The sequence below is a fragment of the Aminobacter sp. DSM 101952 genome (assembly GCF_001424795.1).
Lineage (GTDB): Bacteria > Pseudomonadota > Alphaproteobacteria > Rhizobiales > Rhizobiaceae > Aminobacter > Aminobacter aganoensis.
In genome coordinates this window covers 282683-306878 of the sequence record NZ_LMCL01000032.1, presented here as the reverse complement: position 1 = coordinate 306878, position 24196 = coordinate 282683, and the positions used below count along the sequence as shown (strand labels likewise).

Genomic DNA, 24196 nt, shown 5'->3' with positions numbered 1-24196 from the left:
GGTTCAGGCCGTTTCTTCCGCCGCATCGGCGCGGTCGGCCTTGCGGGCGACCGCCCAGCCGAGCAATGCCGCCGACAGCAGTACGGCCGCGGCGAGATAGAAGGCGAGGCCGGGGTAGGGCATCGGCGTGCCGTCGCGGACCGTCCAGGCATAGACCGCACCGAAGAACAGCGGCGAGGCGACGCCGGCGATGCTGGCCACGCTCATGTTGGCACCCTGCAACTGGCCCTGCTCGAACTCGGAGACGCGCTGGGTCATCAGTGATTGCGTGGTCGGCATGGCGAGGCCCCACAGCGCGTTGGGAATGATCGCCAGGGTGAACCAGAAGCCGCTCGGCGCCCAGCCCATGCAGGCGATGCCGAATGCACCGGCAAACAGGCCGAACACCATCGTCGTGCGGTCGCTGAAACGCTTGACCACCGGGCCGACGATCAGGCCCTGGACGATCATGTCGAGCACGCCGACCATCGCCAGCAGGAGGCCGACCTCCCAGGCATGCCAGCCATAGCGGTAGGCAGCATAGAGCACGAACACCGCCGAGAAGACGTGGTGGGCGAAATGCAGCAGGAAGGTCACGGCGGCCAGCCCGGTCAGTTCCGGATGCGAACGCAGCAGCATCATCGCGCCGAACGGATTGGCGCGGCGCCAGGAGAAGGACATTCGCTTTTCGCGCGGCAACGATTCCGGCAGGACGAAGGCGCCGTAGAGGAAGGCAAGCCCGCTCATCGCCGCGGCGACCCAGAACGGGGCGCGCGGCGAGATTTCGCCGAGGAAGCCGCCCATCAGCGGACCGGCGACGAAGCCGGCGCTGAAGGCGGCGCCGATCAGGCCGTAGGCGCGGGCGCGGCCCTCCGGCGGGGTGATGTCGGCCATGTAGGCGAAGACGGTGGTGAAGCTCGACGAGGTGACGCCGGCAATGATGCGGCCGAGCGCCAGCCACCACAGGTTGGGCGCCAGTGCCATCAGCACGTAGTCGGCGGCGAGGCCGACGGTCGACAGCAGGATGACCGGACGGCGGCCGTAGCGGTCGGAGAGCGAGCCGATGATCGGCGAGCAGACGAACTGCATGAAGGCCCAGAGCGCGATGAAGACGCCGTTGATCCAGCCGGCATCGGCGTTGGAGCCGGCGAACTCCTCGATCAGCGAGGGCAGCACCGGAATGATGATGCCCATCGCGACGATGTCGAGAACGGCGGTGACGAAGATGAAGGCGATCGCCGCCTGGCGACGCGAACCGGTGATGGACATGATGGTGGCCTCGATGGACGAGCCTTATAAAACAACGCGGCGCGCGATCCACCCATGTCCGGGCATATTATCAAAACCTACTGACATTGTGGCACGCGCGGTCAAGCAGTGACCCAAGCCTTCCCGCATGGGGGCAGCCAGCCTACAAATGCGGTCGGAATCAGGACATGGACGTGCCGCGCGCCGTTCTAGAAAGTCCGCCAAAACAGGAGCCTGCCATGCTGCGCAAGACGGATTTCTTCATCGACGGAAAATGGGTCGCGCCAACGGTCGCGAAAGAACTCGAGGTCATCAACCCGGCTGACGAACAGCCCTTCGCGGTGATTTCGCTGGGATCGTCCGCCGACGTTGACAAGGCGGTTGCCGCGGCGCAGCGCGCCTTCCCGGCATGGAGCGCGACCAGCCGCGAAGAGCGGATCGCGCTGCTCGAAAAGCTGCTTGCCGCCTACAAGAGGCGCGTGCGCGACATGGCCCAGGCGATTTCCTGGGAGATGGGAGCGCCGATCAAGCTGGCGCTGGAATCGCAGGCAGCCAGCGGTTCGGGTCACATCAGGAGCTTCATCGAGGTGCTGAAGGGCTTCGAATTCGAGGAGCCGCTGAACGAGAAAAACCCGCAGGAGCGCATCGTGCGCGAGCCGATCGGCGTGTGCGGGCTGATCACGCCGTGGAACTGGCCGATGAACCAGGTGGCGCTGAAGGTGGTGCCAGCGCTGGCCGCCGGCTGCACGGTGGTGCTGAAGCCGTCGGAGATCGCGCCGATGTCGTCGATCGTCTTTGTCGAGATGATGGAGGAAGCGGGTTTCCCGGCCGGTGTGTTCAACATGGTCAACGGCGACGGCCCGACCGTCGGCGAGGCGATGTCGCGCCATCCCGGCATCGACATGATGTCGTTCACCGGCTCGACGCGGGCCGGCGTGGCTGTGACCAAGGCTGCGTCCGAGACGGTCAAGCGCGTGGCGCTGGAACTCGGCGGCAAGTCGCCCAATATCGTCTTCGACGACGCCGACCTGACCGACGCGGTGACGCGCGGCCTGGCGCATTGCTTCGAAAACACCGGCCAGTCCTGCAACGCGCCGACGCGCATGCTGGTGCAGCGTCCGGTCTATGACAAGGCGGTTGACATCGCGGCGAAATATGCGGCGACCGTCAAGATCGGCAACCCGGCCGAGGATGGTGACCATATCGGCCCGTTGTCGTCCGACGTGCAGTTCGACAAGGTGCAGGGCATGATCGACGCCGGCATCAAGGAGGGCGCGCGCGTCGTTGCAGGCGGGCCCGGACGTCCCGAAGGCTTCAACCGCGGCTACTACGTGCGGCCGACGGTGTTTGCCGATGCCAACAACGACATGCGCATCGCCCGCGAGGAGATCTTCGGGCCGGTGGTGGCGATGATCCCGTTCGACACGGAAGAAGAAGCGATCGCGATTGCCAACGACACGCCCTACGGCCTGTCGGCCTATGTCCAGACCGGCGACAAGGCCCGCGCCCAGCGCGTGGCGCGCAAGCTCCGCGCCGGCATGGTGCAGATCAACGGCACCAGCCGTCCCTATGGCAGCCCGTTCGGCGGCTACAAGCAGTCGGGCCTCGGCCGCGAAGGCGGCAAATGGGGGATCGAGGATTTCCTCGAGGTCAAGGCGATCAGCGGGTTCGAGGAAGGGTTGGGCTGAGCGTCGGCGGCAACCGCTGGCAATAGACCCCTCTCCGTCACGGCTTCGCCTTGCTACCTCTCCCCGGCCTTGCGGGGCGAGGAACCCAAGTCCTGCGGGGTTGCAATCTAACACTAGCAAGGCGGAGCCTGCCCGATTGGCGTTTCCTCTCCCCCACGGAGTGGGGGAGAGGTGGCACGGCGAAGCCGGGACGGAGAGGGGGAAGCGCTGAGCGAACTAACGCCCTATCCACCATTCCGTCTCAGATAATCCTGGGCGATTTCCCGCATCCTGGCGCCGTCGATGCTGTCTGCGTGGCCGCCATGGGCGACGCGTACCGGCAGGTCGATCAGCCGGCGCATGGTGGCGCGATAGGCGGTGCGGTCGGAATCGGGCATGTCGTCGACCAAATGCCCGCCATGGATGGCGTCGCCCGAAAACAGGGTGCCGTCAAGTTCGTCGAACAGCCCGATCGACCCCGGCGAGTGGCCGGGCAGATGCAACACCGTGAAGCGGCGGTCGCCGAGGTCGATCATTTCGCCCTCGTCGAGCAGGCGGTGCAGCGGGGCGGGCCGGATGGCGTAACCGGCGGAGTGCCAACCGGGGTAGGGCAGCTCCGATACATCGCCCGGAAAATTGCGGAACATGTTGGCGTAGGTGGCTTCGTCGGGCATGTTCTCGAAGAACGGCGCCTCGATGCACGGGCCGGCGCGCCACGAAAACTCGTGCAGCGAGCCGACATGGTCGAGATGGACGTGGGTCGCCACCGCCAGCAGCGGCTTGCCCGGCGTCGTGTCAAGCTCCGGAGCCAGCGGGCAGATGCCCAAGCCGGTGTCGACCAGCATGTCGAGATCGCGGCCATGCACAAGCCAGATGTTGGCGCGGCAGTAGTCGGTGACGAACGGTTCCGTCAGCATCGTGGTGGTTGCGTCGACGATGCTTTTCGAGAACCATCCTGGGCGTCGGTTCAAACGAATGGCCTGCCGATCTTGAACCGGCCGGGCACCAGCCGGCGCAGATACTCCAGTCCCTTTTCGGAGAGGTGGTTGGCGTCGGGCAGCATGAAGTCGTCGGGCATGTGGCGGGTCTTGCCGGCGACGTTGGCGAGCGGCACGAGCTTGAGCACGGTCTTGCCGCCTTCGTATTTCAGGGCAACGGAGCCGCCGCCCTTGTCGGCCGCGTCGATGGCGAAGACGCCGGCGTCGAACGCTTCCTGGGCGTCGACGGCGTTAACCGCGCCGATGTAGCCGCGCGGCATGTAGCCGAGCGCATCGACGCGGGCGCGTTTGCCCGGCAGCCCTTCGGCGAGGGCATTTTCGAAGGCACGGCTCAAATCGCTGCCCGAAAGCTTGATGTTGCCATGGGCGTCGCGCTCCAGCTTGTCGGCGGGCACGATGCTTTCGACCAGCGCCTTGCCGTCGGCGGTGGTGACGCCTTCGGAAACGGCGACGACGCAGCGGCGGTGGCGGGCCAGCGTCGCCTTGACCTCGTCGATGAAGCGCGGCACCGAGAAGGCGCGTTCGGGCACGTAGATCAGGTGCGGGCCGTCGGTGTCCTCGTCGCGCCAGGCGGCTGCGGCGGCGGTGAGGAAGCCGGCATGGCGGCCCATGACGATGCCGACATAGATGCCGGGCAAGGCGCGGAAATCGAGATCGACGCTGAGGAAGGCGCCGGCCACGAATTCGGCCGCCGAGATGAAGCCCGGCGTGTGGTCGTTTTCCTCGAGGTCGTTGTCGATGGTCTTGGGCGCATGGACGAAGGCGATGCTGCCCTGGGCCGCCTCGGTCAGGATCTGTTGGGTGCCGGCGGTGTCGTTGCCGCCGATATAGATGAAGGTGCGAGCGTCGGCTTTCTTCAGCCCTTCGAGGATGACGTCACAATAGGCGGCGTCGGGCTTGTCGCGCGTGCTGCCAAGCGCGGCGCCGGGGGTGGCGGCGATGCGCAGCAACTGTTCTTCGGGAATGTCGCTCAGGTCGACATAGTCGCCGTCGCGGATGCCGCGCACGCCGTGGCGCGAACCCAGCACGCGCGCCTTGGGATGGCGTCGGCGGATTTCGAGCACGGCGCCGGCCATCGTCTGGTTGATCACGGCGGTTGGTCCACCGCCTTGCGCGATCACGAATGTCGAAGGCATGGACGCCGTCCTCCCAGGTGCTGATTTCCGGCACATTCGCCCTTCTGGCGGCCGGACGCAATGGGAGATTCAGTCGCTCCGCGGGCTATCCGCCGCCTAGCTGACGACGATCGGCGTCTTGCCGTTGACGCGGCTGAAGAGGTCGATGACGTCCTGGTTGATCATGCGGACGCAGCCCGACGACATGGCCTGGCCGATGGTCCACCATTCGGGCGAGCCGTGGACGCGGTAGCCGGTGTCCTGGCCGTCCTTGAAGATGTAGAGCGCGCGGGCGCCAAGCGGATTGTCGAGGCCGCCGGGTTGGCCGCCGCGCCATTTCTCCAGCTCCGGCTTACGGGCGATCATCTCCGCCGGAGGGGTCCAGCGCGGCCATTTCTTGCCGTACTGGATGTTGGCGCGACCGTTCCAGAGGAAGCCGTCGCGGCCGATGCCGACGCCGTAGCGGATGGCGTCGCCACCGGGCTGGACGAGATAGAGATGGCGCTCCTGTAGCCGGACGACGATGGTGCCGGGCGCTTCGCCCGTCGGGTCGACGACGATCTGGCGGCGGAATTTCGGATCGACCTTGGCGAACGGGATCTCCGGCAGCTGGTAGCCTTCGTCGGTGAGGGAGGCATACATCAGCTCGGGACGGGTGACCTGCTTGTCGACGCTGATGCTCGGCCGGATCGAACCGGTGGTGTAGTCGTCGATCTGGATCGAGGCGAGATCCATCTCCATGCTGCGGCTGCAACCGGCAAGCAGGCCGGCGGCGCCGAGGCCGAGCAGCACCTTGCGGCGCGAGGCGTTGATGGGTTCGGGGCGGTCGTTCGGGCCGGAGACCGGCGAAGCAGGCGATTTCGACACGGCACAATTCCACTCGTTGAACAGGGGCGGGACGCCTGGCGAGGTCCGGCCAATAGATCGCATTTTCACCATTCATGGTTGAGAAAAGGTGAATATGAGGAGCTGTCCGTTAAGGGCTTTACAACGGCGCGGAGCCGGAGCTTGATCCCGCATCCAATGAGGGAGAATTGCCATGTCGTTTGAAAGCTGGGCCGCCTTCGCCGCCGCGTCCGCTGTGCTTCTCGTCATCCCGGGCCCCACGATCCTGCTCGTGGTGTCCTACGCGCTCGGTCAGGGCTGGCGCACCGCGCTGCCTATGGCCGTCGGAGTGGCGCTGGGCGACTTCACGGCGATGACGCTGTCGATGCTCGGCATCGGCGCGCTGCTCGCCGCGTCGGCTACCGTCTTCACCATCGTGAAGTGGATCGGCGCAGCCTATCTGATCTATCTCGGCATCAAGCTGTTCCGCGCTGGCGGGTCGCTGGACGCCAAGCCGCGCACGGATGCCGCGTCGGCCGTCAAGATGATGGCGCATGCCTGGATCGTGACGGCGCTGAACCCCAAGAGCATCACCTTCTTCGTCGCCTTCCTGCCGCAGTTCCTCGACCGCAGCGGCGATTTCTGGACGCAGATGCTGGTCTTCGAGCTGACCTTCCTGACGCTCGCCTTCGCCAATGCCTTCGGCTACGCGCTGGTGGCGGCGCGGGCTCGCAGTGTCGTGTCCAATCCGCGCGCGATCCGCATCTTCAACCGCACCGGCGGCACGCTGCTGGTCGGCGCCGGAATCGCGGCGGCTGCGACACGCTCGGGGCACTGAGGATTTTTGGCCGTGCTGAAGGATCGGCTCGGGCTCGCCCTTTCAGGGGCGGACGAGGCCTCGGCCGCGCATTACGAGCGTGGGGTGAGCGAACTCCAGCGCTTCGTCGGCGATCCTGTCGGATCGGCCGACAAGGCGATCGCGGCAGCGCCCGACTTCGTCATGGCGCATGTGCTGAAGGGCTGGCTCTATGGCCTGTCGACCGAGCGCGAGGCGATGGCGGTGGCGCGGGGTTGTCACGCTGCTGCCGCGGGGCTCGCCGCAACCGCGCGCGAGCAGGCGCATGTCGCAGCACTCGGCCGTCTTGCCGCCGGGCACTGGCATGAGGCCGGGCACATCCTTGAAGGGCTGACGGCGGAGCATCCGACCGACGCGCTGGCGCTGCAGGCCGGACACCAGATCGATTTCTTCACCGGCAATGCGCCGATGCTGCGCGACCGCATCGCCCGGGCGATGCCGGCGTGGAGCAAGAACATGCCGGGCTACCACGCCATCCTCGGCATGCAGGCCTTCGGCTTCGAGGAGATGGGCGACTATGTCAGCGCCGAGGCGCTGGGCCGGCAAGCCATCAAGATGGAGCCGCGCGACGGCTGGGCCCAGCATGCGGTGGCGCATGTGATGGAGATGCAGAGCCGCCAGCGCGACGGCATCGCCTGGATGCGCGGCAACACCGACGCCTGGACGAAGGAGAGTTTTCTCCAGGTCCACAATTGGTGGCACCTGGCGCTGTTCCACTACGACCTCGGCGAGACCGACGAGGTGCTCGCTCTTTATGACGGGCCGATCTACGGCGCGCAGTCGAAGCTGGCGCTCAACATGGTCGACGCCTCGGCGATCCTGTGGCGGCTGCATCTCGGAGGCGTCGATGTCGGCGCGCGCTGGGTGGACCTTGCGGCCAATTGGGCGCCCAAGGCCGCCGCCGGCAACTACGCCTTCAACGATGCCCATGCGATGATGGCCTTCGTCGGCGCAAGCCTCGAAGCACCGGCCAAAGCGATGCTCGAGGCCCAGCGCGAGGCGATCGCCCGCGACGACGACAATGCCGCCTTCACCCGCGATGTCGGCCATCCGGTCACGCTGGCGGTCAAGGCCTTCGGGGAAGGGCGCTATGGCGAGACGGTGCGGCTGCTCGAACCTGTCCGGGCCATCGCCCACCGCTTCGGCGGCAGCCATGCCCAGCGCGACGTGATCGACCTGACGCTGATCGAGGCAGCCTTGCGCGACGGCGACGGTGCGCTCGCGGTGAAGCTCTCTTCCGCCCGCAACCATGCGCGGCCGGCAAGCCCGCTGTCGGGCCTGTTCGTCCAGCGCGCGGCGCTGCTCGCGCATGGTTGACTGAGTTCGAAAGTTCCACGCCGAGGCACTCGATTATTTTTTACGAGTTCCGAAATAAATGTCGACCCGACCCCGGAATGTTTGCTAATAAGCAGCGTCCGTCGGAGGAACGGGACGATGGCCCTGGCCGTTTCTGCCTGTTGGCGATGAAGGCCGGCCAATGACGTGAGAGGATGGACGCTTCGCGTCCGCGTCGCTCATTCGGGAGGACTGGCATGTATCTCGGGCTCGATCTCGGCACGTCAGGCGTGAAGGCGCTGCTGATGGACGCCGACCAGAAGATCATCGGCTCCGGCCATGGTTCGCTCGACGTGTCGCGGCCGCATCACGGCTGGTCCGAGCAGGACCCGGCCGACTGGATCCGCGCAACCGAAGAGGCAATCTCCGAGCTCAAGGCAACACATCCCGGGGAAATCGCCGCCGTGCGCGGCATCGGCCTGTCGGGCCAGATGCATGGCGCGACGCTGCTCGACGCCTCGGGCACGGTGCTGCGGCCCTGCATCCTGTGGAACGACACGCGCAGTTTTGCCGAGGCAGCCGCGCTCGATGCCGATCCGCGCTTCCGAGAGATCACCGGCAACATCGTGTTCCCCGGTTTCACCGCGCCCAAGCTCGCCTGGGTGAAGGCCAACGAGCCCGACATCTTCGCCAAGGTGGCCAAGGTGCTGCTGCCCAAGGACTATCTGCGGCTCTGGCTTGCGGGCGAATACATCTCCGAAATGTCAGACTCTGCCGGCACCTCCTGGCTCGACGTCGCGGCGCGGCGCTGGTCGCCGGAACTGCTGGCCGCCACCGGCCTCGGCATTGAGCACATGCCGTCGCTGGTCGAGGGTACCGACAAGACAGGCACGTTGCGCGGCGAACTGGCTTCGAAATGGGGCATGGGGCAGGGCGTGGTGATCGCCGGCGGGGCCGGCGACAATGCTGCTTCGGCCTGCGGCATGGGCACGGTTCAGCCGGGTGCTGCGTTCGTGTCGCTCGGCACCTCTGGCGTGCTGTTTGCCGCCAACGGCGCCTACCTGCCCAATCCGGAAAGTGCCGTGCACACCTTCTGCCATGCGCTGCCCAATGCCTGGCACCAGATGGGTGTCATATTGTCGGCGACGGATTCGCTGAACTGGCTGAGCAACATATCAGGCAAGGATGCGGCCGAACTGACGCGCGAGATCGGCGACGAACTGCGTGCGCCCAGCGGCGTGACGTTCCTGCCCTATCTCTCGGGCGAACGGACCCCGCACAACGATGCCGCGATCCGCGGCGCCTTCACCGGCCTCGCGCATGAGATCGACCGGGCCGGGCTGACCCAGGCCGTGCTCGAGGGCGTCGCCTTCGCCTTCCGCGACAGCCTTGAGGCATTGGCTTCCGCCGGAACCACGCTGACCCGCGTGACTGCCATTGGCGGCGGCTCGCGCTCGCGCTACTGGCTGAAATCGATCGCCACGGCCCTTGGCGTGCCGGTCGACATTCCCGCCGATGGCGATTTTGGCGCTGCCTTCGGTGCCGCGCGCCTTGGCCTGATCGCTGCCGAAGGTGCCGACCCGCATCAGGTCTGCACGCCGCCGGCGACAGCCGAAACCATCGAGCCGGTGGCGGCGCTGGCAGGCGCCTATGACGAGGCCTACCAGCGCTACCGCAAGCTCTATCCGGCGATCCGGGGGACGATGTGAACGCCCGGCATGTTCGATCAGCCCGGCACCTTGTCGAGGAAACCGGTGATGGCGCTCAGGCGGTGGTCCTTGAGGGTGGCGAAGTCGCTGCCTTCGATCACGGCTTCCGCACCGTCCGGGCCAAGGCCCCAGGAGAAGCGGATGTTGTCGCCAAAGCCGTCGGCCTTGCCCTTCAGCTTGAAGCGGAAGCCGGGGAACTGGCCGTGCACGCCGGCGATCAGCGCGTCGATGCCGCCGTAGCCGTCGCCCGCCATGATCGGGTCGCGATAGGTTGCGTCGGACGTGAAGGCGGCTTCGACCAGCGCCTTGCGGGCGTCGGCGTCGGTCTCGTTCCAGGCTGCGATGTAGTCTTCTGCGATGGCGGTGTAGTCGGTCATGTCTGCTCTCCGTCTGTTTCGTCCTGGTTGACGCGACCTTTCTCGCAGCAGTGCATGCTGGAACCAATTACGCCTGAGGTAATCGAATTCGGAATTTCTGCGACCGCCCGGTCCGGGGCGGCGATGCGTACTCACTGAAAGGAGTTCTGCCATGAGCACCGGCTATTTCGGCGACATCAAGCCTGTCCGCTACGAAGGCCCCGACAGCACCAACCCGCTGGCCTATCGCCACTACAATGCCGACGAGGTGGTGCTGGGCAAAAGGCTGGAAGACCATCTGCGCTTCGCGGTTGCCTACTGGCACACATTTGCCTGGCCTGGCGGCGATCCTTTCGGCGGCCAGACGTTCGAGCGGCCCTGGTTTGGCGAGACGATGGAGAATGCCAAGCTCAAGGCCGACGTCGCCTTCGAGCTGTTTTCGCTGCTGGGCGTTCCCTATTACTGCTTTCACGATGCCGACGTGCGGCCCGAGGGTGCGACCTTTGCCGAGAGCGCAAAGCGTCTTGACGAGATCGCCGACCATTTCGAAGCCAAGATGGCAAAGACCGGCGTCAAGCTGCTGTGGGGCACGGCGAACCTGTTTTCCAACCGCCGCTTCATGGCCGGTGCCGCGACCAATCCGGACCCGGATGTCTTTGCCTATGCGGCGGCCACGGTGAAGCACTGCATCGACGTCACCAAGCGGCTCAAGGGTGAGAACTACGTGCTGTGGGGCGGACGCGAGGGCTATGAGACGCTGCTCAACACTGACATGGGCCGCGAGCTCGACCAGCTCGGCCGCTTCCTCAACCTCGTCGTCGACTACAAGCACAGGATCGGCTTTACCGGCACGATCCTGATCGAGCCGAAGCCGCAGGAGCCGACCAAGCACCAGTACGACTACGACGTCGCCACCGTCTACGGCTTCCTCAGGAAGTACGGGCTGGAGAAGGAGGTGAAGGTCAATATCGAGCAGGGCCACGCGATCCTGGCCGGTCACTCCTTCGAGCACGAGCTGGCGACCGCCAACGCGCTCGGCATCTTCGGCTCCATCGACATGAACCGCAATGACTACCAGTCGGGCTGGGACACCGACCAGTTCCCCAACAACGTGCCGGAAATGGCGCTGGCCTATTACCAGGTGCTGCTGGGCGGCGGCTTCAAGACGGGCGGCACCAATTTCGATGCCAAGCTGCGTCGCCAGTCGCTCGATCCCGAGGACCTGCTGGTCGCCCATATCGGCGGCATGGACGCCTGCGCCCGTGGCCTGAAGGCCGCGGCGAAAATGATCGAGGACAAGGCGCTGTCGGGCCCACTCGACGCGCGCTACGCCGGCTGGAATTCGGCTGAGGCCAGGGCGATGCTGGCGGGCGAGCGCAGCCTCGAGCAGATTGCGGCGCGCGTGGTGGCCGATGGCATCGAGCCGCAGCCGAAGTCGGGCCGGCAGGAGCATCTGGAAAACGTCGTCAACCGCTACGTCTGATCCAGGCAACCGTTCGGCGAGGGGGAGAAGCTTTCTCCCTTGCCGCCGAATTGCCTCTTTCTCGCCCTCAAGACGCCCGTCGAATCAGTGAGTTACGGCGCCATGAGACGGGAACAAAAGACTTTCACAGATACGCGCGAACCGGAGATCGAGGCATTGCTCGACCGTTCGCTGACCAATTCCATCGTCGATCGGCTGATGGCGCTGCCTCCCATCGTGGAGACGCAGCTGTCGGATGAGTGGAGCCGGGCAGTGGCGCTGCGCCTTGAAACCGTGCTCGCCGAAAGCATGCGATCGCGCATCGGCAGTGAACGCCGTGCCGCCTGATCGCTGACGGTTTGACGCGCGCGGCAGGCTCCGCCATGCTCGTGTCATGATACGCGCGGTGCTGCTCGATCTCTCGGGCGTCGTCTATGACGGCGAAACGCCGATTCCTGGCGCTGTCGCGGCCATTGCGAGGCTTCGCGGCGAGGGGCTTCCGCTCCGCTTCGTCAGCAACACGACACGTTCGCCGCATCATGCGATCATCGCGCAGCTCGCCGGTTTCGGCATTGTCGTTGGTCGCGACGAGCTGTTCACGCCGGCACGTGCCGCGATCGGATGGCTCGCCCGCGAAGGCTGTGCGCCGCATCTTCTCGTGCATCCCGACCTCGTGCCTGAGTTTGCCGGCAACAGGTTCGGCGACAGGAAGGCCGTAGTGGTCGGCGATGCCGCCGAGGCCTTTACCTATGCGGCGATGAACGCCGCCTTCCGGCAGCTGATAGATGGCGCGGAGTTTCTGGCACTCGCCGTCAACCGCACCTTCAAGGACGCCGATGGTGGGCTCAGCCTCGATGCCGGCGCTTTCGTTGCCGCGCTCGAATTCGCGGCCGGCAAGCAGGCGACGGTGCTCGGCAAGCCCGCACGCGACTTCTTCCATGCGGCGTTGGCCGGCCTGGACTGCCTGCCGGCGCAAGCGGTGATGGTCGGCGACGATGCGGAGAGCGATGTCGCTGGCGCGTTGAGGGCGGGGATCGGCGCCGGGCTGCTGGTGCGGACCGGAAAGTATCGTGCCGGCGACGAGAGCCTTCACGCGCCGCACCCGAGCGCCGTCGTCGACGATCTTGCGGCGGCGGTCGAGTGGATATTGGCTCATCGGCGCTGAGCGCTGCTTGCTTCGGTCATAGCTCGGAGACCCCCACCCCTTACCCCTCCCCACAAGGGGGAGGGGATCGGCACCGTCCACGCCAAGCAAGATGTTCTCACCCATTGGATCGCATGGCCCGAGGCAAAGCCTCCCTCCCCCTTGTGGGGAGGGATTGAGGGTGGGGGTACTCCCTGCTCCGAGATGTTCGAGCGTGGGCTCACCCCCGCCGCATCCTCACAGGTGCCGTGCCGAAGGCCCGCGAGAAGCTGCGAGAGAAGGCGGCAGCCGAAGAAAAGCCCGTCCGCTCCGCCACCTCGGCCATGCCGACGCGGGTGTCGACCACCAGCCGGCGGGCGGCGTTGAGCCTGAGCCTGAGATAATAGGCGCCGGGCGTTTCGCCGATCGAGGCGCGGAAGATGCTTTCGAGCGTGCGTGCGGTGACGCCGGCACGTTTGGCGATGGCGGCGATCGTCAGTGGCTGGTCGACATGCGCTTCCATCAGCCGGATCGCCTGGGCGAGGCGCGGGTCGTAGCCGTCGAGGCGGCCGAGCGAGACCAGCGGCTGGGCGTCGGTTGCGGCGCGCGACTGGTCGTAGATGAAAACGCTGGCGACATCGAGCGCGGTCGCCATGCCGAGCCGCGAGCGCACCAGATGCAGCATCAGGTCGAAAGTGGGTGCGGCTCCGCCCGAGGTGAATACCGGGCCGTCGATGATGTAGCGGTCGGGGCGGACCTCGACCTCGGGGAAGGCTGAGGCAAAATCCTCCATGTCCTCCCAGTGGGTGGTGGCGGCGCGGCCTTCGAGCAGACCAGCTCTGGCGACCAGCCATGTGCCGGCTTCGATGCCGCCCGTCGCACGGGCCTGGCGGGCGCAACGCCTGATGCCGCCGAGCAGTTTCGACGTTGCATAACCCTGCGTGCCGAAGCCTGCGATGACCATCAGCACGTCGCAGGCCTCTTCGGGGTCGAAGGCGCCGGAGACCGCCACGGGCAGGCCGCAGGTGGTGATCGCCGGCTCGCCGGTGGCCGAGACCAGGCGGAAGTCGAACAGCGTTTCGCCTGATATGCGGTTTGCGGCGCGCAGCGGGTCGACGGCGGAGGCGACGCACATGATCGACGCGCCGGAGAAGACAAGCATCGTCACCCTCAGCGGCGAGCGCTCTTCGCGAAAGATTGTCGGCTTTTCGCTTTTTGCCATTTGAGTTTCGTAAAACGCAAAACAAACTGGCGCAAGCGGCGCGATGATCTCCTCGGATTTGCTGACTGGGAGGAAATGCGATGCCGCTCGAAATGAACCGCGAGGTCTTCATTACCTGTGCCGTGACCGGGTCCGGCGGCACGCAGGACCGCAGCCGCCTCTTGCCCCGTTCGCCCAAGGAGATCGCCGACTCGGCCATCGAGGCGGCCAAGGCCGGTGCCGCCATCGTCCATTGCCACGTCCGCGACCCCGAGACCGGCAAGCCGCGCCGCGACATCCATCTCTACCGCGAAGTGACCGAGCGCATCCGCGAGGCCAATGTCGACGTGGTCCTGAACCTGACCGCCGGCATGGGCGGCGACATGGTGTTCGGCGGCGTCGAGAGCCCGCTGCCGCTGAGGGAAGCCGGCACTGACATGGGCGGCGCCACCAACCGCGTCGAGCATGTGCGCCTGTGCCTGCCCGAGATCTGCACGCTCGACTGCGGCACGATGAATTTCGCCGAGGCCGACTATGTCATGACCAACACGCCCGGCATGCTGCGCGCCATGGGCGGCATGATGACGGCGATGGGCGTGAAGCCCGAGATCGAGGCCTTCGACACCGGCCATCTGTGGTTTGCCAAGCAGCTGGTGGAGGAGGGCGTGCTCGCGCCCGACGCGCTGGTGCAGCTGTGCATGGGCGTGCCGTGGGGCGCGCCCGACGACCTCAACACCTTCATGGCTATGGTCAACAACGTGCCGAAGAGCTGGACGTTTTCGGCCTTTTCGCTCGGCCGCAACCAGATGGCCTATGCGGCGGCGGCGGTTCTCGCCGGCGGCAATGTGCGCGTCGGCCTCGAGGACAATCTCTGGCTCGACAAGGGCGTGCTCGCCACCAACGCGCAGCTGGTCGAGAAAGCGGTGACAGTGGTCGAGACCTTGGGCGCACGGGTTATCGGGCCCGAAGAGGTGCGCAAGAAGCTCAACCTCGTCAAACGCGCGCCGCTGGCCGCCTGATCACCGCAAGTTCAAATCTGCCGGGAGGGGCTGTTCATGAGCACAATTTCCAAGGCAGCCGCCATTGGCGGCGGAGTGATCGGCGCGGGCTGGGTGGCGCGGTTGCTGCTCAACGGCATCGACGTGTCGATCTTCGATCCCGACCCGGAGGCGTCGCGCAAGGTCGGCGAGGTGATGAAGGGCGCGCGGCGTGCCTACAAGCAGATGGTGCCGGGAGGCCTGCCCAAGGAGGGCAAACTGACCTATGCCAAGACCATTGCCGAGGCGGTGGCAGACGCCGATTTCATCCAGGAAAGCGTGCCCGAGAGGCTCGACCTTAAGCACAAGGTGCTGGCCGAGATCGACATGCACGCACCCGCCAACGCGATCATCGGTTCGTCCACCTCGGGCATCAAGCCGTCCGACATGCAGGTGGCGATGAAGAAGCACCCGGAAAGGCTGGTGGTCGGGCATCCGTTCAACCCGGTCTATCTGCTGCCTATCGTCGAGATCGTCGGCGGCGCGCAAACTTTCCCTGAAGCCATCGAGGTCGCCAAGGAAATCTATTCCTCGATCGGCATGAAGCCGGTGGTCATCCGCAAGGAGATCGAGGCCTTCGTCGGCGACCGCCTGCTCGAGGCCGCCTGGCGCGAGGCGCTGTGGCTGATCAAGGACGGCATCTGCTCGGTCGAGGAGCTCGACGACATCATGCGCTATGGCTTCGGCCTGCGCTGGGCCCAGATGGGCATGTTCCAGGTCTATCGCATCGCCGGTGGCGAGGCGGGCATGCGCCACTTCATGGCCCAGTTCGGCCCGTGCCTGAAATGGCCGTGGACCAAGCTGATGGACGTGCCGGAGTTCAATGACGAGCTTGTCGACCTGATCGTCGGCCAGTCCGACGACCAGTCGTCGAAATGGTCGATCCGCGAGCTGGAAAAGATTCGCGACGACAATCTGGTCGCGATGATGGACGCGCTGTCGAAGCAGAACAAGGGCAAGGGCTGGGGCGCCGGCGCGCTGTACAAGGACTACACCAAACAGCTGGCGGCGCAGGCGAAGCCCAAGGTTTCGAAGGCGGCAGAGAAGGCCAAGGCGAGCAAGCCGGTGAAGAAGGCGGCGAAAAAGCCCGCCAAGAAGGGCTGAGACGATGCATTTCGGTCTGTCCGAGGAACAGCAGCTGATCGTCGACACGACGCGGGCCTTCGTCGAGAACGAGATCTACCCGCATGAGCAGGAGGTCGAGCGCACCGGGCATCTGCGGCGCGAGCTGATCGAGGAGATCAAGGCAAAGGCGATTGCCGCCGGGCTCTATGCCGCCAACATGCCGGCGGATGTCGGCGGCGCCGGGCTCGATACGCTGACCTGGCTGCTCTACGAAAAGGAGCTTGGCCGCGCCAATTATGCGCTGCACTGGACCTGCGTGGCGCGGCCGTCCAACATCCTGCTCGCCGGCACGCCGGAGCAGCGCGAGAAGTATCTCTTCCCCTGCATTCGCGGCGAAAAGTCGGACTGCCTCGCCATGACCGAACCGGGCGCCGGCTCCGACCTGCGCGGCATGAAGGCGAGTGCTGTCCAGGACGGCAGCGACTGGGTGCTGAACGGCACCAAGCATTTCATCAGCCACGCCGACATCGCCGATTTTGCCATCGTCTTCATGGCGTCCGGCGAAGAAGACACGCCGCGTGGCAAGCGCAAGAAGATCACGGCGTTTTTTGTCGACAAGGGCACGCCGGGCTTCACCGTGCGCGATGGCTATCGCAACGTCTCGCATCGCGGCTACACCAATTCGGTGCTGGAGTTCGACGATTGCCGCCTGCCGGCGAGCCAGGTGTTGGGCGAGGTGCACAAGGGTTTCGAGGTCGCCAACAGCTGGCTCGGCGCGACTCGCCTGCAGGTGGGCGCAACCTGCCTCGGCCGTGCCGAACGCGCGCTCGGCCACGCCATCGAATATGCCGCGAGCCGCGAGCAGTTCGGCCAGCAGATCGGCAAGTTCCAGGGCGTGTCATTCAAGCTCGCCGACATGGCGACCGAGCTCAAGGCCGCCGAGCTGATGGTGATGGAGGCCGGCTGGAAATACGACCAGGGCACCGTCACCGACCAGGACATGGCGATGGCCAAGCTGAAGGCCACCGAGGTGCTGGCCTTCGTCGCCGACGAGGCGATCCAGATCCATGGCGGCATGGGCCTGATGGACGACCTGCCGCTGGAGCGCATCTGGCGCGACGCCCGCGTCGAGCGGATCTGGGAAGGCACGTCGGAAATCCAGCGGCACATCATTTCGCGCGCGCTGCTCAGGGCGGTGGGCGGATGATGCGGCTGCTTTCAGGTTCGACCCTCCCCCTTGTGGGGAGGGTGGCCCGCAGGGCCGGGTGGGGGTGAAACAATGTCTTGCTCGACTTCTGACACCCCCACCCCGAAGCCTGCCGGGCGGGCGCGGCTCGAGCGCCTGCTGCGGCCGAAGTCGATCGCCGTGTTCGGTGGCTCGCAGGCGGCGGCCGTCGTCAAACAGTGCCTGAAGATGGGATTTGCCGGCGACATCTGGCCGGTGCATCCGACCAAGGATGAGGTCGAGGGTATCAGGACCTTCCGTTCGGTGGCCGAGCTGCCCGGTGCGCCCGACGCGGCTTTCGTCGGCGTCAACCGTTTCCTGACCATCGAGGTGATTGCGCAACTTGCCGCGCGCGGCGCGGGCGGGGCGATCTGCTTTGCCTCGGGTTTCCTTGAAGCCGGCAACGACGATGCCGACGGCGAACGGCTGCAGGCCGAACTGGTGACGGCGGCTGGCGCGATGCCGGTCATCGGGCCCAATTGCTACGGCCTGATCAACTATGCCGACGGCGCGCTTTTGTGGCCCGACCAGCATGGCGGCCAGAGGCTTGCATCGGGTGGGCGCGGCGTCGCCATCATCACGCAATCGTCCAACATCGCCTGCAATCTGACCATGCAGAAGCGCGGCCTGCCGGTGGCGTTCCTGATGACCGCGGGCAACCAGGCGCAAACCGGCTTGTCCGAGATGGCGCTGGGGCTGATCGAGGACGAGCGTGTGTCCTGCCTCGGCCTGCACATAGAAGGCTTCGACACTGTCTACGGCTTCGAGCGGCTGGCTGTGCGGGCGCGCGAACTGAACAAGCCGATCGTCGCCATGAAGGTCGGCCGCTCCGAGCAGGCGCGCAAGGCGACGATCTCGCACACGGCGTCGCTGGCGGGCTCCGACGCCGCCTCGGACGCCTTTCTCAAGCGGCTCGGCATCGCCCGCGTCGACACCATTCCGTCGCTGCTCGAAACGCTGAAGCTGCTGCATGCGGTAGGACCGCTGCCCGGTTTCACGCTGTCGTCGATGAGCTGCTCCGGTGGCGAGGCGTCGGTCATGGCCGATAGCGCCGAAGGCCGGCGGTTGCGTTTCCCCGCGCTCGCGCCCGAGCACTATGCGCGGATAAAGTCGACGCTCGGCGCCTTCGTGGCGGTCGCCAATCCGCTCGACTACCACACCTTCATTTGGAACGACGAGCCGGCGATGACGACCACCTTCACGGCGATGGCCTCCGGCGGCTTCGACCTTAACCTGCTGGTGCTCGACTTCCCGCGCAACGACCGCTGCTCGGACGCCGACTGGTGGCCGACCGTGCGCGCCTTCGAGGCGGCGCTGAAGGCCAATGGGGCGCGGGGTGCCGTGGTGGCGTCGATGTCGGAGAACCTGACCGAGGAGCACGCGGCGGATCTGTTTTCGCGCGGCATCGTGCCGTTGCAGGGGATTGCGGAGGCGATGGACGCGGCGGAGGCTGCGGCGGCGATCGGCGAGGCGTGGCGGCGCAATCCCTCCCCCTTGAGGGGAGGGTCGATCGGCGGAGCCGATCGGGGTGGGGTCGTGCGCGCCGCTTTGGCGGCGCCTTCTGAGACTACCCCCTCCACCCGCTTCGCGGGCACCTCCCCCTCGAGGGGGGAGGATATCCAGCTCGACGAGGCCGCCGCCAAGTCCCTGCTGCGCGACGCCGGCCTTGTCGTGCCGGCCGGCCGCCGCGCGGCGAGCGTGGCCGAGGCCATCGCGGCAGCCGAGGCGCTGGGTTATCCTGTCGCGCTCAAGGCGCTCGGCGTTGCCCACAAGAGTGAACTCGGCGCCGTCAGGCTCAATCTGATGACCAGCGAGGACGTGCGAGCCGCAGCCGCGGCCCTGCTGCCGCTCGGTTCCGGCCTCTATGTCGAGAAGATGATCTCAGGCGGCGTGGCCGAGCTGATCGTCGGCGTCATCAGGGACCCGCTGTTCGGCCCGGTCATGACCATCGGAGCAGGCGGCGTGCTGGTCGAACTGATCAAGGACAGCGCCACGCTGCTGTTGCCTGCCTCGCGCGACGAGGTGGAGGCGGCGCTGAAGAGACTGAAGATGTATCCGATGCTCGACGGCTATCGCGGTCGTGCCCGGGCGGATGTCGGCGCTGCCATTGATGCGATCATGGCAATTGCCGACTTCGTGTCGGATCATGCCGATGCGATCGAGGAACTCGACATCAACCCGCTGATCGTCTGCGGCGAAGGGCAGGGCGCCTGGATCGCGGACGCGTTGCTGGTCGTTTCAAATGGCCCCTCATCCCCTGCCGGACCTTCTCCCCGTGAAGGACGGGGAGAAGGAGGCTGGCCGCGAGGTTGACGCCTCCCTCTCCCCGTCTTTCACGGGGAGAGGGTAAGGGTGAGGGGCGATTCTGGCCGACGGTCTTTAAAGGTTGTCCGGGCTTAGGCTGGACAAGGCGCAATGGAGGAAAAAATGTCCGACGTCGTGAAAACCCGCAGGGAAGGCGTGATCCTCGAAGTCACGCTCGACCGGCCCAAGGCCAATGCCATCGACCTCGCGACGTCGCGGCTGCTCGGGCAGACTTTCAAGGCCTTCCGCGACGATGACGGCCTGCGCATTGCCGTCGTCAAGACGGCGGGCGAGAAGTTCTTTTCCGCCGGCTGGGACCTGAAGGCAGCGGCCAATGGCGACGCGGTTGACGGCGACTATGGCGTCGGCGGTTTCGGCGGGCTGCAGGAACTGCGCGACCTCAACAAGCCGGTCATCGCCTGCGTCAACGGCATGGCGGTGGGCGGCGGCTTCGAGCTGGCGCTGTCCTGCGACCTGATCTATGCCTCCGAGCATTCGAGCTTCGCGCTGCCCGAGATCAAGGCCGGGACGCTGGCGGATGCCGCGACCATCAAGCTGCCCAAGCGCATTCCTTATCACGTGGCGATGGACCTGCTGCTGACCGGCCGCTGGATGGACGTCGTCGAGGCGCATCGCTGGGGCCTGGTCAACGAGGTGCTGCCGGCCGACAAGCTGGAGGAGCGCGTCTGGGAGATCGCCCGCCTGCTGGCAGACGGCCCGCCGCTGGTCTTTGCCGCCATCAAGGAGGTGGCGCGCGCGGCCGAGGTGATGGGCTTCCAGGAAACCATGAACCGCATCACCAAGCGGCAATTCCCCACGGTGGACGAACTCTACGCCTCGGAGGACAATCTCGAGGGCTTCAAGGCGTTTGCCGAGAAGCGCGATCCGGTGTGGAAGGGGAAGTAGGGCGTTTGGCCGGGCACTTACCCTCCCCCCCTGTGGGGAGGGTCCGACCGCAGGTCGGGGTGGGGGTGGCTAGGTGTGAGCTTGAGGACCCCCACCCCGCTCCGCTGCGCGGATCGACCCTCCCCACAAGGGGGAGGGTAAGGGAGAGCCAATGACCGACTACACCAAACTCATCGACGCCGAGACCTGGGCCTTCATCGAGCGGACCAGTTCCTATTATCCGCCCGATACCATCGACTACACGATCGCCCAGCAGCGCGAGATCTATGACCGCATGTGCCGGGAGTTCTTCGCCGGCTATCCCGCGGGCGTTTCGGCCGAGACGACGGCAATCGCGGCTTCGGGGCGCGACGTGGCGATCCGCATCTATCGGATGGCCGGACAGTCTTCGGAGGCGGTGGTGCTCTATTTTCATGGCGGCGGCTTCATCCTTGGCGGGCTCGACAGCCATGACGACGTCTGCGCCGAGCTGTGCGGGCGCACCGGCTACGAGGTCGTTTCGGTCGACTACAGGCTGGCGCCCGAACACAGGCATCCCGCCGCCTTCGACGACTCCATGGCGGCATTCGAATGGGCGACAGGCAAGTACAGTCAGCCCATCGTGCTCGCCGGTGACAGCGCCGGCGGCAACATCGCGGCTGCGGTCAGCCATGCGACGCGGGGGCACAAGCGGCATCCGGCCGGGCAGCTCTTGGTCTATCCCGGCCTAGGCGGCGACCGCACGCGCGGTTCCTATGTCCGCCACGCCGAGGCGCCGATGCTGACGATCCGAGGCCTCGAATTCTACAAGGACATCCGCACCGGCGGCGAGGACCGTACCGGCGACATCACGTTGTCGCCGCTGGCCGACGCCGATTTCGCCAACCTGCCGCCGACCGTGATCATCACGGCCGAATGCGACCCGCTGTCGTCAGATGGCGAGGCCTACGGCGAAGGCATTGTCGCCGCCGGCGGCAAGGCGTTCTGGTTCGAGGAGCCGGGGCTGGTGCACGGCTATCTGCGCGCCCGCCACAGCGTCGGGCGGGCACGCGCCAGCTTCACGCGCATCGTCGATGCGGTTGCGGTGCTGGGGCGGGGCGAGTGGGTTTGGTGAAGCGCTAACCAAGAGACTCGTATCCCTTCGCACCCCCTCTGGCCTGCCGGCCATCTCCCCCACAAGGAGGGAGATTAGTCGCTCCGCCGGCGGTGCCTAACCTGCTCGTTTTGCAGAGGGCATATCTTGCGGCGTTGGCGCTTGGCCACGACTCGATGAAGGCGTGATCTCCCTCCTTGTGGGGGAGATGGCCGGCAGGCCAGAAGGGGGGCGAAGGAATGGAATAAGGGGTTGATATCCTCCCGCACCACACTCAAAGGCCAGAACTCAGTTCCCCGCGCTTGCCATCCGGCGCCCTCCGATGGCCTTTTCCAGCCAGCCGATCTCCATTTCCGGCACCGACGACAGCAGCAGGTCGGTGTAGGCGTCGAAAGGCGGTTTCAGCACCTCCGACTTCGGCCCGTACCGCACCACCTCGCCGCGGTACATGACGGCGATGGAGTCGGCGATTGACTTCACCGTCGCGAGGTCGTGGGTGATGAACAAATAGGCGACGCCTTCCTCGGCCTGGAGCCCGAGCAGCAGCTTGAGAATGCCGTTGGCAACGAGCGGGTCAAGCGCGCTCGTCACCTCGTCGCAGATGATCAGCCTGGGCTTGGCGGCAAGCGCACGCGCAATGCAGACGCGCTGCTTCTGGCCGCCGGAAAGCTCGGCCGGATAGCGGTCGATGAAGCCGCGCCCCATCTCGATCTTGTCGAGCAGCTCGGCAACCTTGGCATCGCGCTCACGTCCGCCCATGCCGAAATAGAACTCGAGCGGGCGGCCGATGATGGTGCCGACGGTCTGGCGCGGGTTCATCGCCACGTCGGCCATCTGGTAGATCATCTGCAACTCGCGCAGGTCGTCGCGGCTGCGGTCGACGAGGCGGTTGGACAGCGTGCGCCCGGCGAAGGTGATGCTGCCCTCTTCGGGCGGCAACAGGCCGGTGATGGCGCGCGCCAGCGTCGACTTGCCGGAACCGGACTCGCCGACCACGGCAAGCGTCTGGCCGGGCAGGATGTCGACCGAGACGTTCTTCAGCACCTTGATCTTGCCGCCGCCATAGGCGGCAGTGATGTTGCGGACCGAGAGGAACGGGCTCGCGCCCGGCTGCTTCTCCTGGTGCTCGATCTCGTGCACCGAGACCAGCGCCGAGGTGTATTCCTGCCGAGGCTCCTTGATGATCTGGCGCGTGCCGCCCCATTCGACCAGCCGGCCATGGCGCAGCACCATGATCTCGTCCGAGACCTGGGCGACGACGGCGAGGTCGTGGCTGATGTAGAGGGCGGCGACGCCGGTGTCGCGGATCGCTTCCTTGATGGCGGCGAGCACGTCGATCTGGGTGGTGACGTCGAGAGCGGTCGTCGGCTCGTCGAAGACGATCAGGTCGGGCTCGGAGCACAGCGCCATGGCGGTCATGACGCGCTGCAACTGCCCGCCCGAGACCTGGTGCGGGAAGCGCTGGCCGATTTTCTCCGGATCGGGAAGGCTGAGCTTCTTGAACAGCGCCACTGCCCGCCTTTCGGCTTCCTCGCGGGTCGCCACGCCATGCAGGATCGAGGCTTCCACCACCTGGTCCATCAGGCGATGGGCAGGGTTGAAGGCGGCTGCCGCCGATTGCGCGACATAGCAGACCTCGCGGCCGCGCAGGGCGCGCACGCCCTGGGTGCCGCCCTTCAGGATGTCGCGGCCGTTGAGCAGGACCTCGCCGCCGGTGATCTTCACGCCGCCGCGGCCATAGGCCATCGACGACAGGCCGATGGTCGACTTGCCGGCGCCGGATTCGCCGATAAGCCCAAGCACCTTGCCCTTTTCCAGCGACAGCGACACGTCGTGCACCAAGGTGATGGTGCGCGGCGCTTCGCCGGGCGGATAGACCCTGGCCTCGATCCTGAGGTTGCGGATGTCGAGCAGCGGGCTGGAGCCGTTCCTGGGTGCCTTAGCCATTGCCACGCCCTCCCTTGAGATCGGTGGTGCGGTTGAGCACCCAGTCGGCAACGAGGTTGACCGAGATCGCAAGGGCTGCGATCGCGGCGGCAGGGATCAGGGCTGCCGGGATGCCGAAGACGATGCCGTCCTTGTTTTCCTTGACCATGCCGCCCCAGTCGGCGTCCGGCGGCTGGACGCCGAGGCCGAGGAAGGACAGCGCCGACAGGAACAGCACGGCATAGATGAAGCGCAGGCCGAGTTCGGAGACCAGCGGCGACAGCGCGTTGGGCAGGATCTCTCGGAAGATGATCCAGCCCTTGCCTTCGCCGCGCAGCTTGGCCGCTTCGACGAAATCCATGACGTTGATGTCAACGGCGACCGCTCGCGACAGGCGGTAGACACGGGTGGCGTCGAGGATGCCCATGACGAGGATCAGGGTCAGCAAGGTCGAGGGCAGCACCGACAGCACGACGAGCGCGAAGATCAGCGTCGGGATCGCCATCAGGAGATCGACGAAGCGCGACATGCCCGTATCGAACCAGCCGCCGACGACGGCGGCGGTAAAGCCCAGGATCGCGCCGAGCGAAAACGACAATGCGGTGGCCATGACAGCGATGAAGATCGTCGTGCGCGCGCCGTAGATCATGCGCGAAAGCAGATCGCGGCCGAGATTGTCGGTGCCGAGCAGGAACTGGCCGGAGGCAGGCGCCCAGACGTCGCCAACGATCTCGCCGAGGCCATATGGTGCGATCAGCGGCGCGAAGATCGCCGCGATCAGGAACAGCGTCGTCAGGATCAGGCCGATCCAGGCGCCGATGGGGATGCGTTTCAGGTCAAGCATGGC

Annotated in this window: 21 protein-coding genes; 13 read left to right on the top strand and 8 right to left on the bottom strand. The window is 66.2% G+C overall.

The features are described 5' to 3' along the window. Window positions 1-3: 3 nt before the first annotated feature. On the bottom strand, window positions 4-1248 hold the full coding sequence (locus ASC75_RS21455) for a TCR/Tet family MFS transporter (RefSeq protein WP_055980088.1): 1245 nt from the start codon (window positions 1246-1248) through the stop codon (window positions 4-6). Window positions 1249-1466: 218 nt separating this feature from the next. Here ASC75_RS21455 and ASC75_RS21450 point away from each other — a divergent pair, with 218 nt between their 5' ends. Then, window positions 1467-2915 (top strand): aldehyde dehydrogenase family protein, encoded by a 1449-nt coding sequence (locus ASC75_RS21450; protein WP_055980078.1) that lies wholly within the window; start codon window positions 1467-1469, stop codon window positions 2913-2915. A 224-nt stretch (window positions 2916-3139) separates the two neighbouring features. Here ASC75_RS21450 and ASC75_RS21445 read toward each other — a convergent pair whose 3' ends face one another. The 3 genes from ASC75_RS21445 to ASC75_RS21435 all read right to left on the bottom strand — a co-directional run bounded on the left by ASC75_RS21445 (window position 3140) and on the right by ASC75_RS21435 (window position 5820). Next, a complete protein-coding gene (locus ASC75_RS21445; RefSeq protein WP_055980329.1) occupies window positions 3140-3811 on the bottom strand; it encodes an MBL fold metallo-hydrolase in 672 nt (223 codons plus the stop codon). Window positions 3812-3861: 50 nt separating this feature from the next. Further along, complete coding sequence (locus ASC75_RS21440) at window positions 3862-5028, bottom strand: diphosphate--fructose-6-phosphate 1-phosphotransferase (RefSeq protein WP_055980076.1); 1167 nt, start codon at window positions 5026-5028, stop codon at window positions 3862-3864. 96 nt (window positions 5029-5124) lie between these two features. Continuing rightward, on the bottom strand, window positions 5125-5820 hold the full coding sequence (locus ASC75_RS21435; protein WP_244487905.1) for a L,D-transpeptidase: 696 nt from the start codon (window positions 5818-5820) through the stop codon (window positions 5125-5127). A 226-nt stretch (window positions 5821-6046) separates the two neighbouring features. Here ASC75_RS21435 and ASC75_RS21430 point away from each other — a divergent pair, with 226 nt between their 5' ends. The 3 genes from ASC75_RS21430 (at window position 6047) to xylB (ending at window position 9672) form a co-directional block, all read left to right on the top strand. Beyond that, entirely contained in the window at window positions 6047-6670 is a 624-nt protein-coding gene (locus ASC75_RS21430; protein ID WP_055980070.1) for a LysE family translocator, read from the top strand. A 15-nt stretch (window positions 6671-6685) separates the two neighbouring features. Further along, window positions 6686-8005, top strand: a complete 1320-nt coding sequence (locus ASC75_RS21425; RefSeq protein ID WP_055980326.1) for a tetratricopeptide repeat protein — start codon at window positions 6686-6688, stop codon at window positions 8003-8005. 215 nt (window positions 8006-8220) lie between these two features. Then, entirely contained in the window at window positions 8221-9672 is a 1452-nt protein-coding gene (xylB, locus tag ASC75_RS21420; protein ID WP_055980068.1) for a xylulokinase, read from the top strand. 17 nt (window positions 9673-9689) lie between these two features. Here the strand turns inward: xylB and ASC75_RS21415 are convergent, their stop codons facing one another. After that, entirely contained in the window at window positions 9690-10049 is a 360-nt protein-coding gene (locus ASC75_RS21415; protein ID WP_055980065.1) for a nuclear transport factor 2 family protein, read from the bottom strand. A 151-nt stretch (window positions 10050-10200) separates the two neighbouring features. Here ASC75_RS21415 and xylA point away from each other — a divergent pair, with 151 nt between their 5' ends. The 3 genes from xylA (at window position 10201) to ASC75_RS21400 (ending at window position 12655) form a co-directional block, all read left to right on the top strand. Continuing rightward, window positions 10201-11511, top strand: coding sequence for a xylose isomerase (xylA, locus tag ASC75_RS21410; RefSeq protein ID WP_055980063.1), 1311 nt, complete (start codon window positions 10201-10203; stop codon window positions 11509-11511). Window positions 11512-11613: 102 nt separating this feature from the next. Then, window positions 11614-11838 carry a hypothetical protein gene (locus ASC75_RS21405; RefSeq protein WP_055980324.1) on the top strand — a complete coding sequence of 75 codons (225 nt, stop codon included), beginning with the start codon at window positions 11614-11616 and terminating at the stop codon, window positions 11836-11838. Between the two features lie 58 nt (window positions 11839-11896). Continuing rightward, entirely contained in the window at window positions 11897-12655 is a 759-nt protein-coding gene (locus tag ASC75_RS21400; protein ID WP_348271302.1) for a TIGR01458 family HAD-type hydrolase, read from the top strand. Window positions 12656-12854: 199 nt separating this feature from the next. On the opposite strand, the gene ASC75_RS21395 is transcribed toward ASC75_RS21400, so the two are convergent. Beyond that, window positions 12855-13835 (bottom strand): GlxA family transcriptional regulator, encoded by a 981-nt coding sequence (locus ASC75_RS21395; RefSeq protein ID WP_055980057.1) that lies wholly within the window; start codon window positions 13833-13835, stop codon window positions 12855-12857. An 80-nt stretch (window positions 13836-13915) separates the two neighbouring features. On the opposite strand from ASC75_RS21395, the gene ASC75_RS21390 reads away from it, so the two are divergent. The 6 genes from ASC75_RS21390 to ASC75_RS21365 all read left to right on the top strand — a co-directional run bounded on the left by ASC75_RS21390 (window position 13916) and on the right by ASC75_RS21365 (window position 21444). Continuing rightward, complete coding sequence (locus tag ASC75_RS21390; protein ID WP_055980054.1) at window positions 13916-14833, top strand: 3-keto-5-aminohexanoate cleavage protein; 918 nt, start codon at window positions 13916-13918, stop codon at window positions 14831-14833. A 36-nt stretch (window positions 14834-14869) separates the two neighbouring features. After that, entirely contained in the window at window positions 14870-15955 is a 1086-nt protein-coding gene (locus ASC75_RS21385) for a carnitine 3-dehydrogenase (protein ID WP_055980051.1), read from the top strand. A 4-nt stretch (window positions 15956-15959) separates the two neighbouring features. Then, window positions 15960-17123: an acyl-CoA dehydrogenase gene (locus ASC75_RS21380; protein WP_055980048.1), complete on the top strand. Its 1164-nt coding sequence runs from the start codon at window positions 15960-15962 to the stop codon at window positions 17121-17123. Between the two features lie 72 nt (window positions 17124-17195). Then, complete coding sequence (locus ASC75_RS21375; RefSeq protein WP_055980045.1) at window positions 17196-19454, top strand: acetate--CoA ligase family protein; 2259 nt, start codon at window positions 17196-17198, stop codon at window positions 19452-19454. Window positions 19455-19568: 114 nt separating this feature from the next. Further along, the gene (locus ASC75_RS21370) at window positions 19569-20351 is read left to right on the top strand and encodes a carnitinyl-CoA dehydratase (protein ID WP_055980321.1); all 783 of its coding nucleotides are present in this window, start codon (window positions 19569-19571) and stop codon (window positions 20349-20351) included. A 151-nt stretch (window positions 20352-20502) separates the two neighbouring features. After that, complete coding sequence (locus ASC75_RS21365; RefSeq protein WP_055980042.1) at window positions 20503-21444, top strand: alpha/beta hydrolase; 942 nt, start codon at window positions 20503-20505, stop codon at window positions 21442-21444. A gap of 267 nt (window positions 21445-21711) precedes the next feature. Here the strand turns inward: ASC75_RS21365 and ASC75_RS21360 are convergent, their stop codons facing one another. Both ASC75_RS21360 and ASC75_RS21355 read right to left on the bottom strand, forming a co-directional pair. After that, entirely contained in the window at window positions 21712-23370 is a 1659-nt protein-coding gene (locus ASC75_RS21360; RefSeq protein WP_055980039.1) for an ABC transporter ATP-binding protein, read from the bottom strand. Next, window positions 23363-24193 (bottom strand): ABC transporter permease, encoded by an 831-nt coding sequence (locus ASC75_RS21355; protein WP_055980037.1) that lies wholly within the window; start codon window positions 24191-24193, stop codon window positions 23363-23365. Before ASC75_RS21355 ends, ASC75_RS21360 begins: the two co-directional genes overlap by 8 nt. Window positions 24194-24196 lie beyond the last annotated feature (3 nt).

Bases quoted from the DNA above. Each gene is read 5' to 3' on its own strand.
- ASC75_RS21455 (WP_055980088.1), bottom strand. From the start codon at position 1,248: ATGTCCATCACCGGTTCGCGTCGCCAGGCGGCGATCGCCTTCATCTTC.
- ASC75_RS21450 (WP_055980078.1), top strand. From the start codon at position 1,467: ATGCTGCGCAAGACGGATTTCTTCATCGACGGAAAATGGGTCGCGCCA.
- ASC75_RS21445 (WP_055980329.1), bottom strand. From the start codon at position 3,811: ATGCTGACGGAACCGTTCGTCACCGACTACTGCCGCGCCAACATCTGG.
- ASC75_RS21440 (WP_055980076.1), bottom strand. From the start codon at position 5,028: ATGCCTTCGACATTCGTGATCGCGCAAGGCGGTGGACCAACCGCCGTG.
- ASC75_RS21430 (WP_055980070.1), top strand. From the start codon at position 6,047: ATGTCGTTTGAAAGCTGGGCCGCCTTCGCCGCCGCGTCCGCTGTGCTT.
- xylB (WP_055980068.1), top strand. From the start codon at position 8,221: ATGTATCTCGGGCTCGATCTCGGCACGTCAGGCGTGAAGGCGCTGCTG.
- ASC75_RS21415 (WP_055980065.1), bottom strand. From the start codon at position 10,049: ATGACCGACTACACCGCCATCGCAGAAGACTACATCGCAGCCTGGAAC.
- xylA (WP_055980063.1), top strand. From the start codon at position 10,201: ATGAGCACCGGCTATTTCGGCGACATCAAGCCTGTCCGCTACGAAGGC.
- ASC75_RS21405 (WP_055980324.1), top strand. From the start codon at position 11,614: ATGAGACGGGAACAAAAGACTTTCACAGATACGCGCGAACCGGAGATC.
- ASC75_RS21395 (WP_055980057.1), bottom strand. From the start codon at position 13,835: ATGGCAAAAAGCGAAAAGCCGACAATCTTTCGCGAAGAGCGCTCGCCG.
- ASC75_RS21390 (WP_055980054.1), top strand. From the start codon at position 13,916: ATGCCGCTCGAAATGAACCGCGAGGTCTTCATTACCTGTGCCGTGACC.
- ASC75_RS21385 (WP_055980051.1), top strand. From the start codon at position 14,870: ATGAGCACAATTTCCAAGGCAGCCGCCATTGGCGGCGGAGTGATCGGC.
- ASC75_RS21380 (WP_055980048.1), top strand. From the start codon at position 15,960: ATGCATTTCGGTCTGTCCGAGGAACAGCAGCTGATCGTCGACACGACG.
- ASC75_RS21375 (WP_055980045.1), top strand. From the start codon at position 17,196: ATGTCTTGCTCGACTTCTGACACCCCCACCCCGAAGCCTGCCGGGCGG.
- ASC75_RS21370 (WP_055980321.1), top strand. From the start codon at position 19,569: ATGTCCGACGTCGTGAAAACCCGCAGGGAAGGCGTGATCCTCGAAGTC.
- ASC75_RS21365 (WP_055980042.1), top strand. From the start codon at position 20,503: ATGACCGACTACACCAAACTCATCGACGCCGAGACCTGGGCCTTCATC.
- ASC75_RS21360 (WP_055980039.1), bottom strand. From the start codon at position 23,370: ATGGCTAAGGCACCCAGGAACGGCTCCAGCCCGCTGCTCGACATCCGC.
- ASC75_RS21355 (WP_055980037.1), bottom strand. From the start codon at position 24,193: ATGCTTGACCTGAAACGCATCCCCATCGGCGCCTGGATCGGCCTGATC.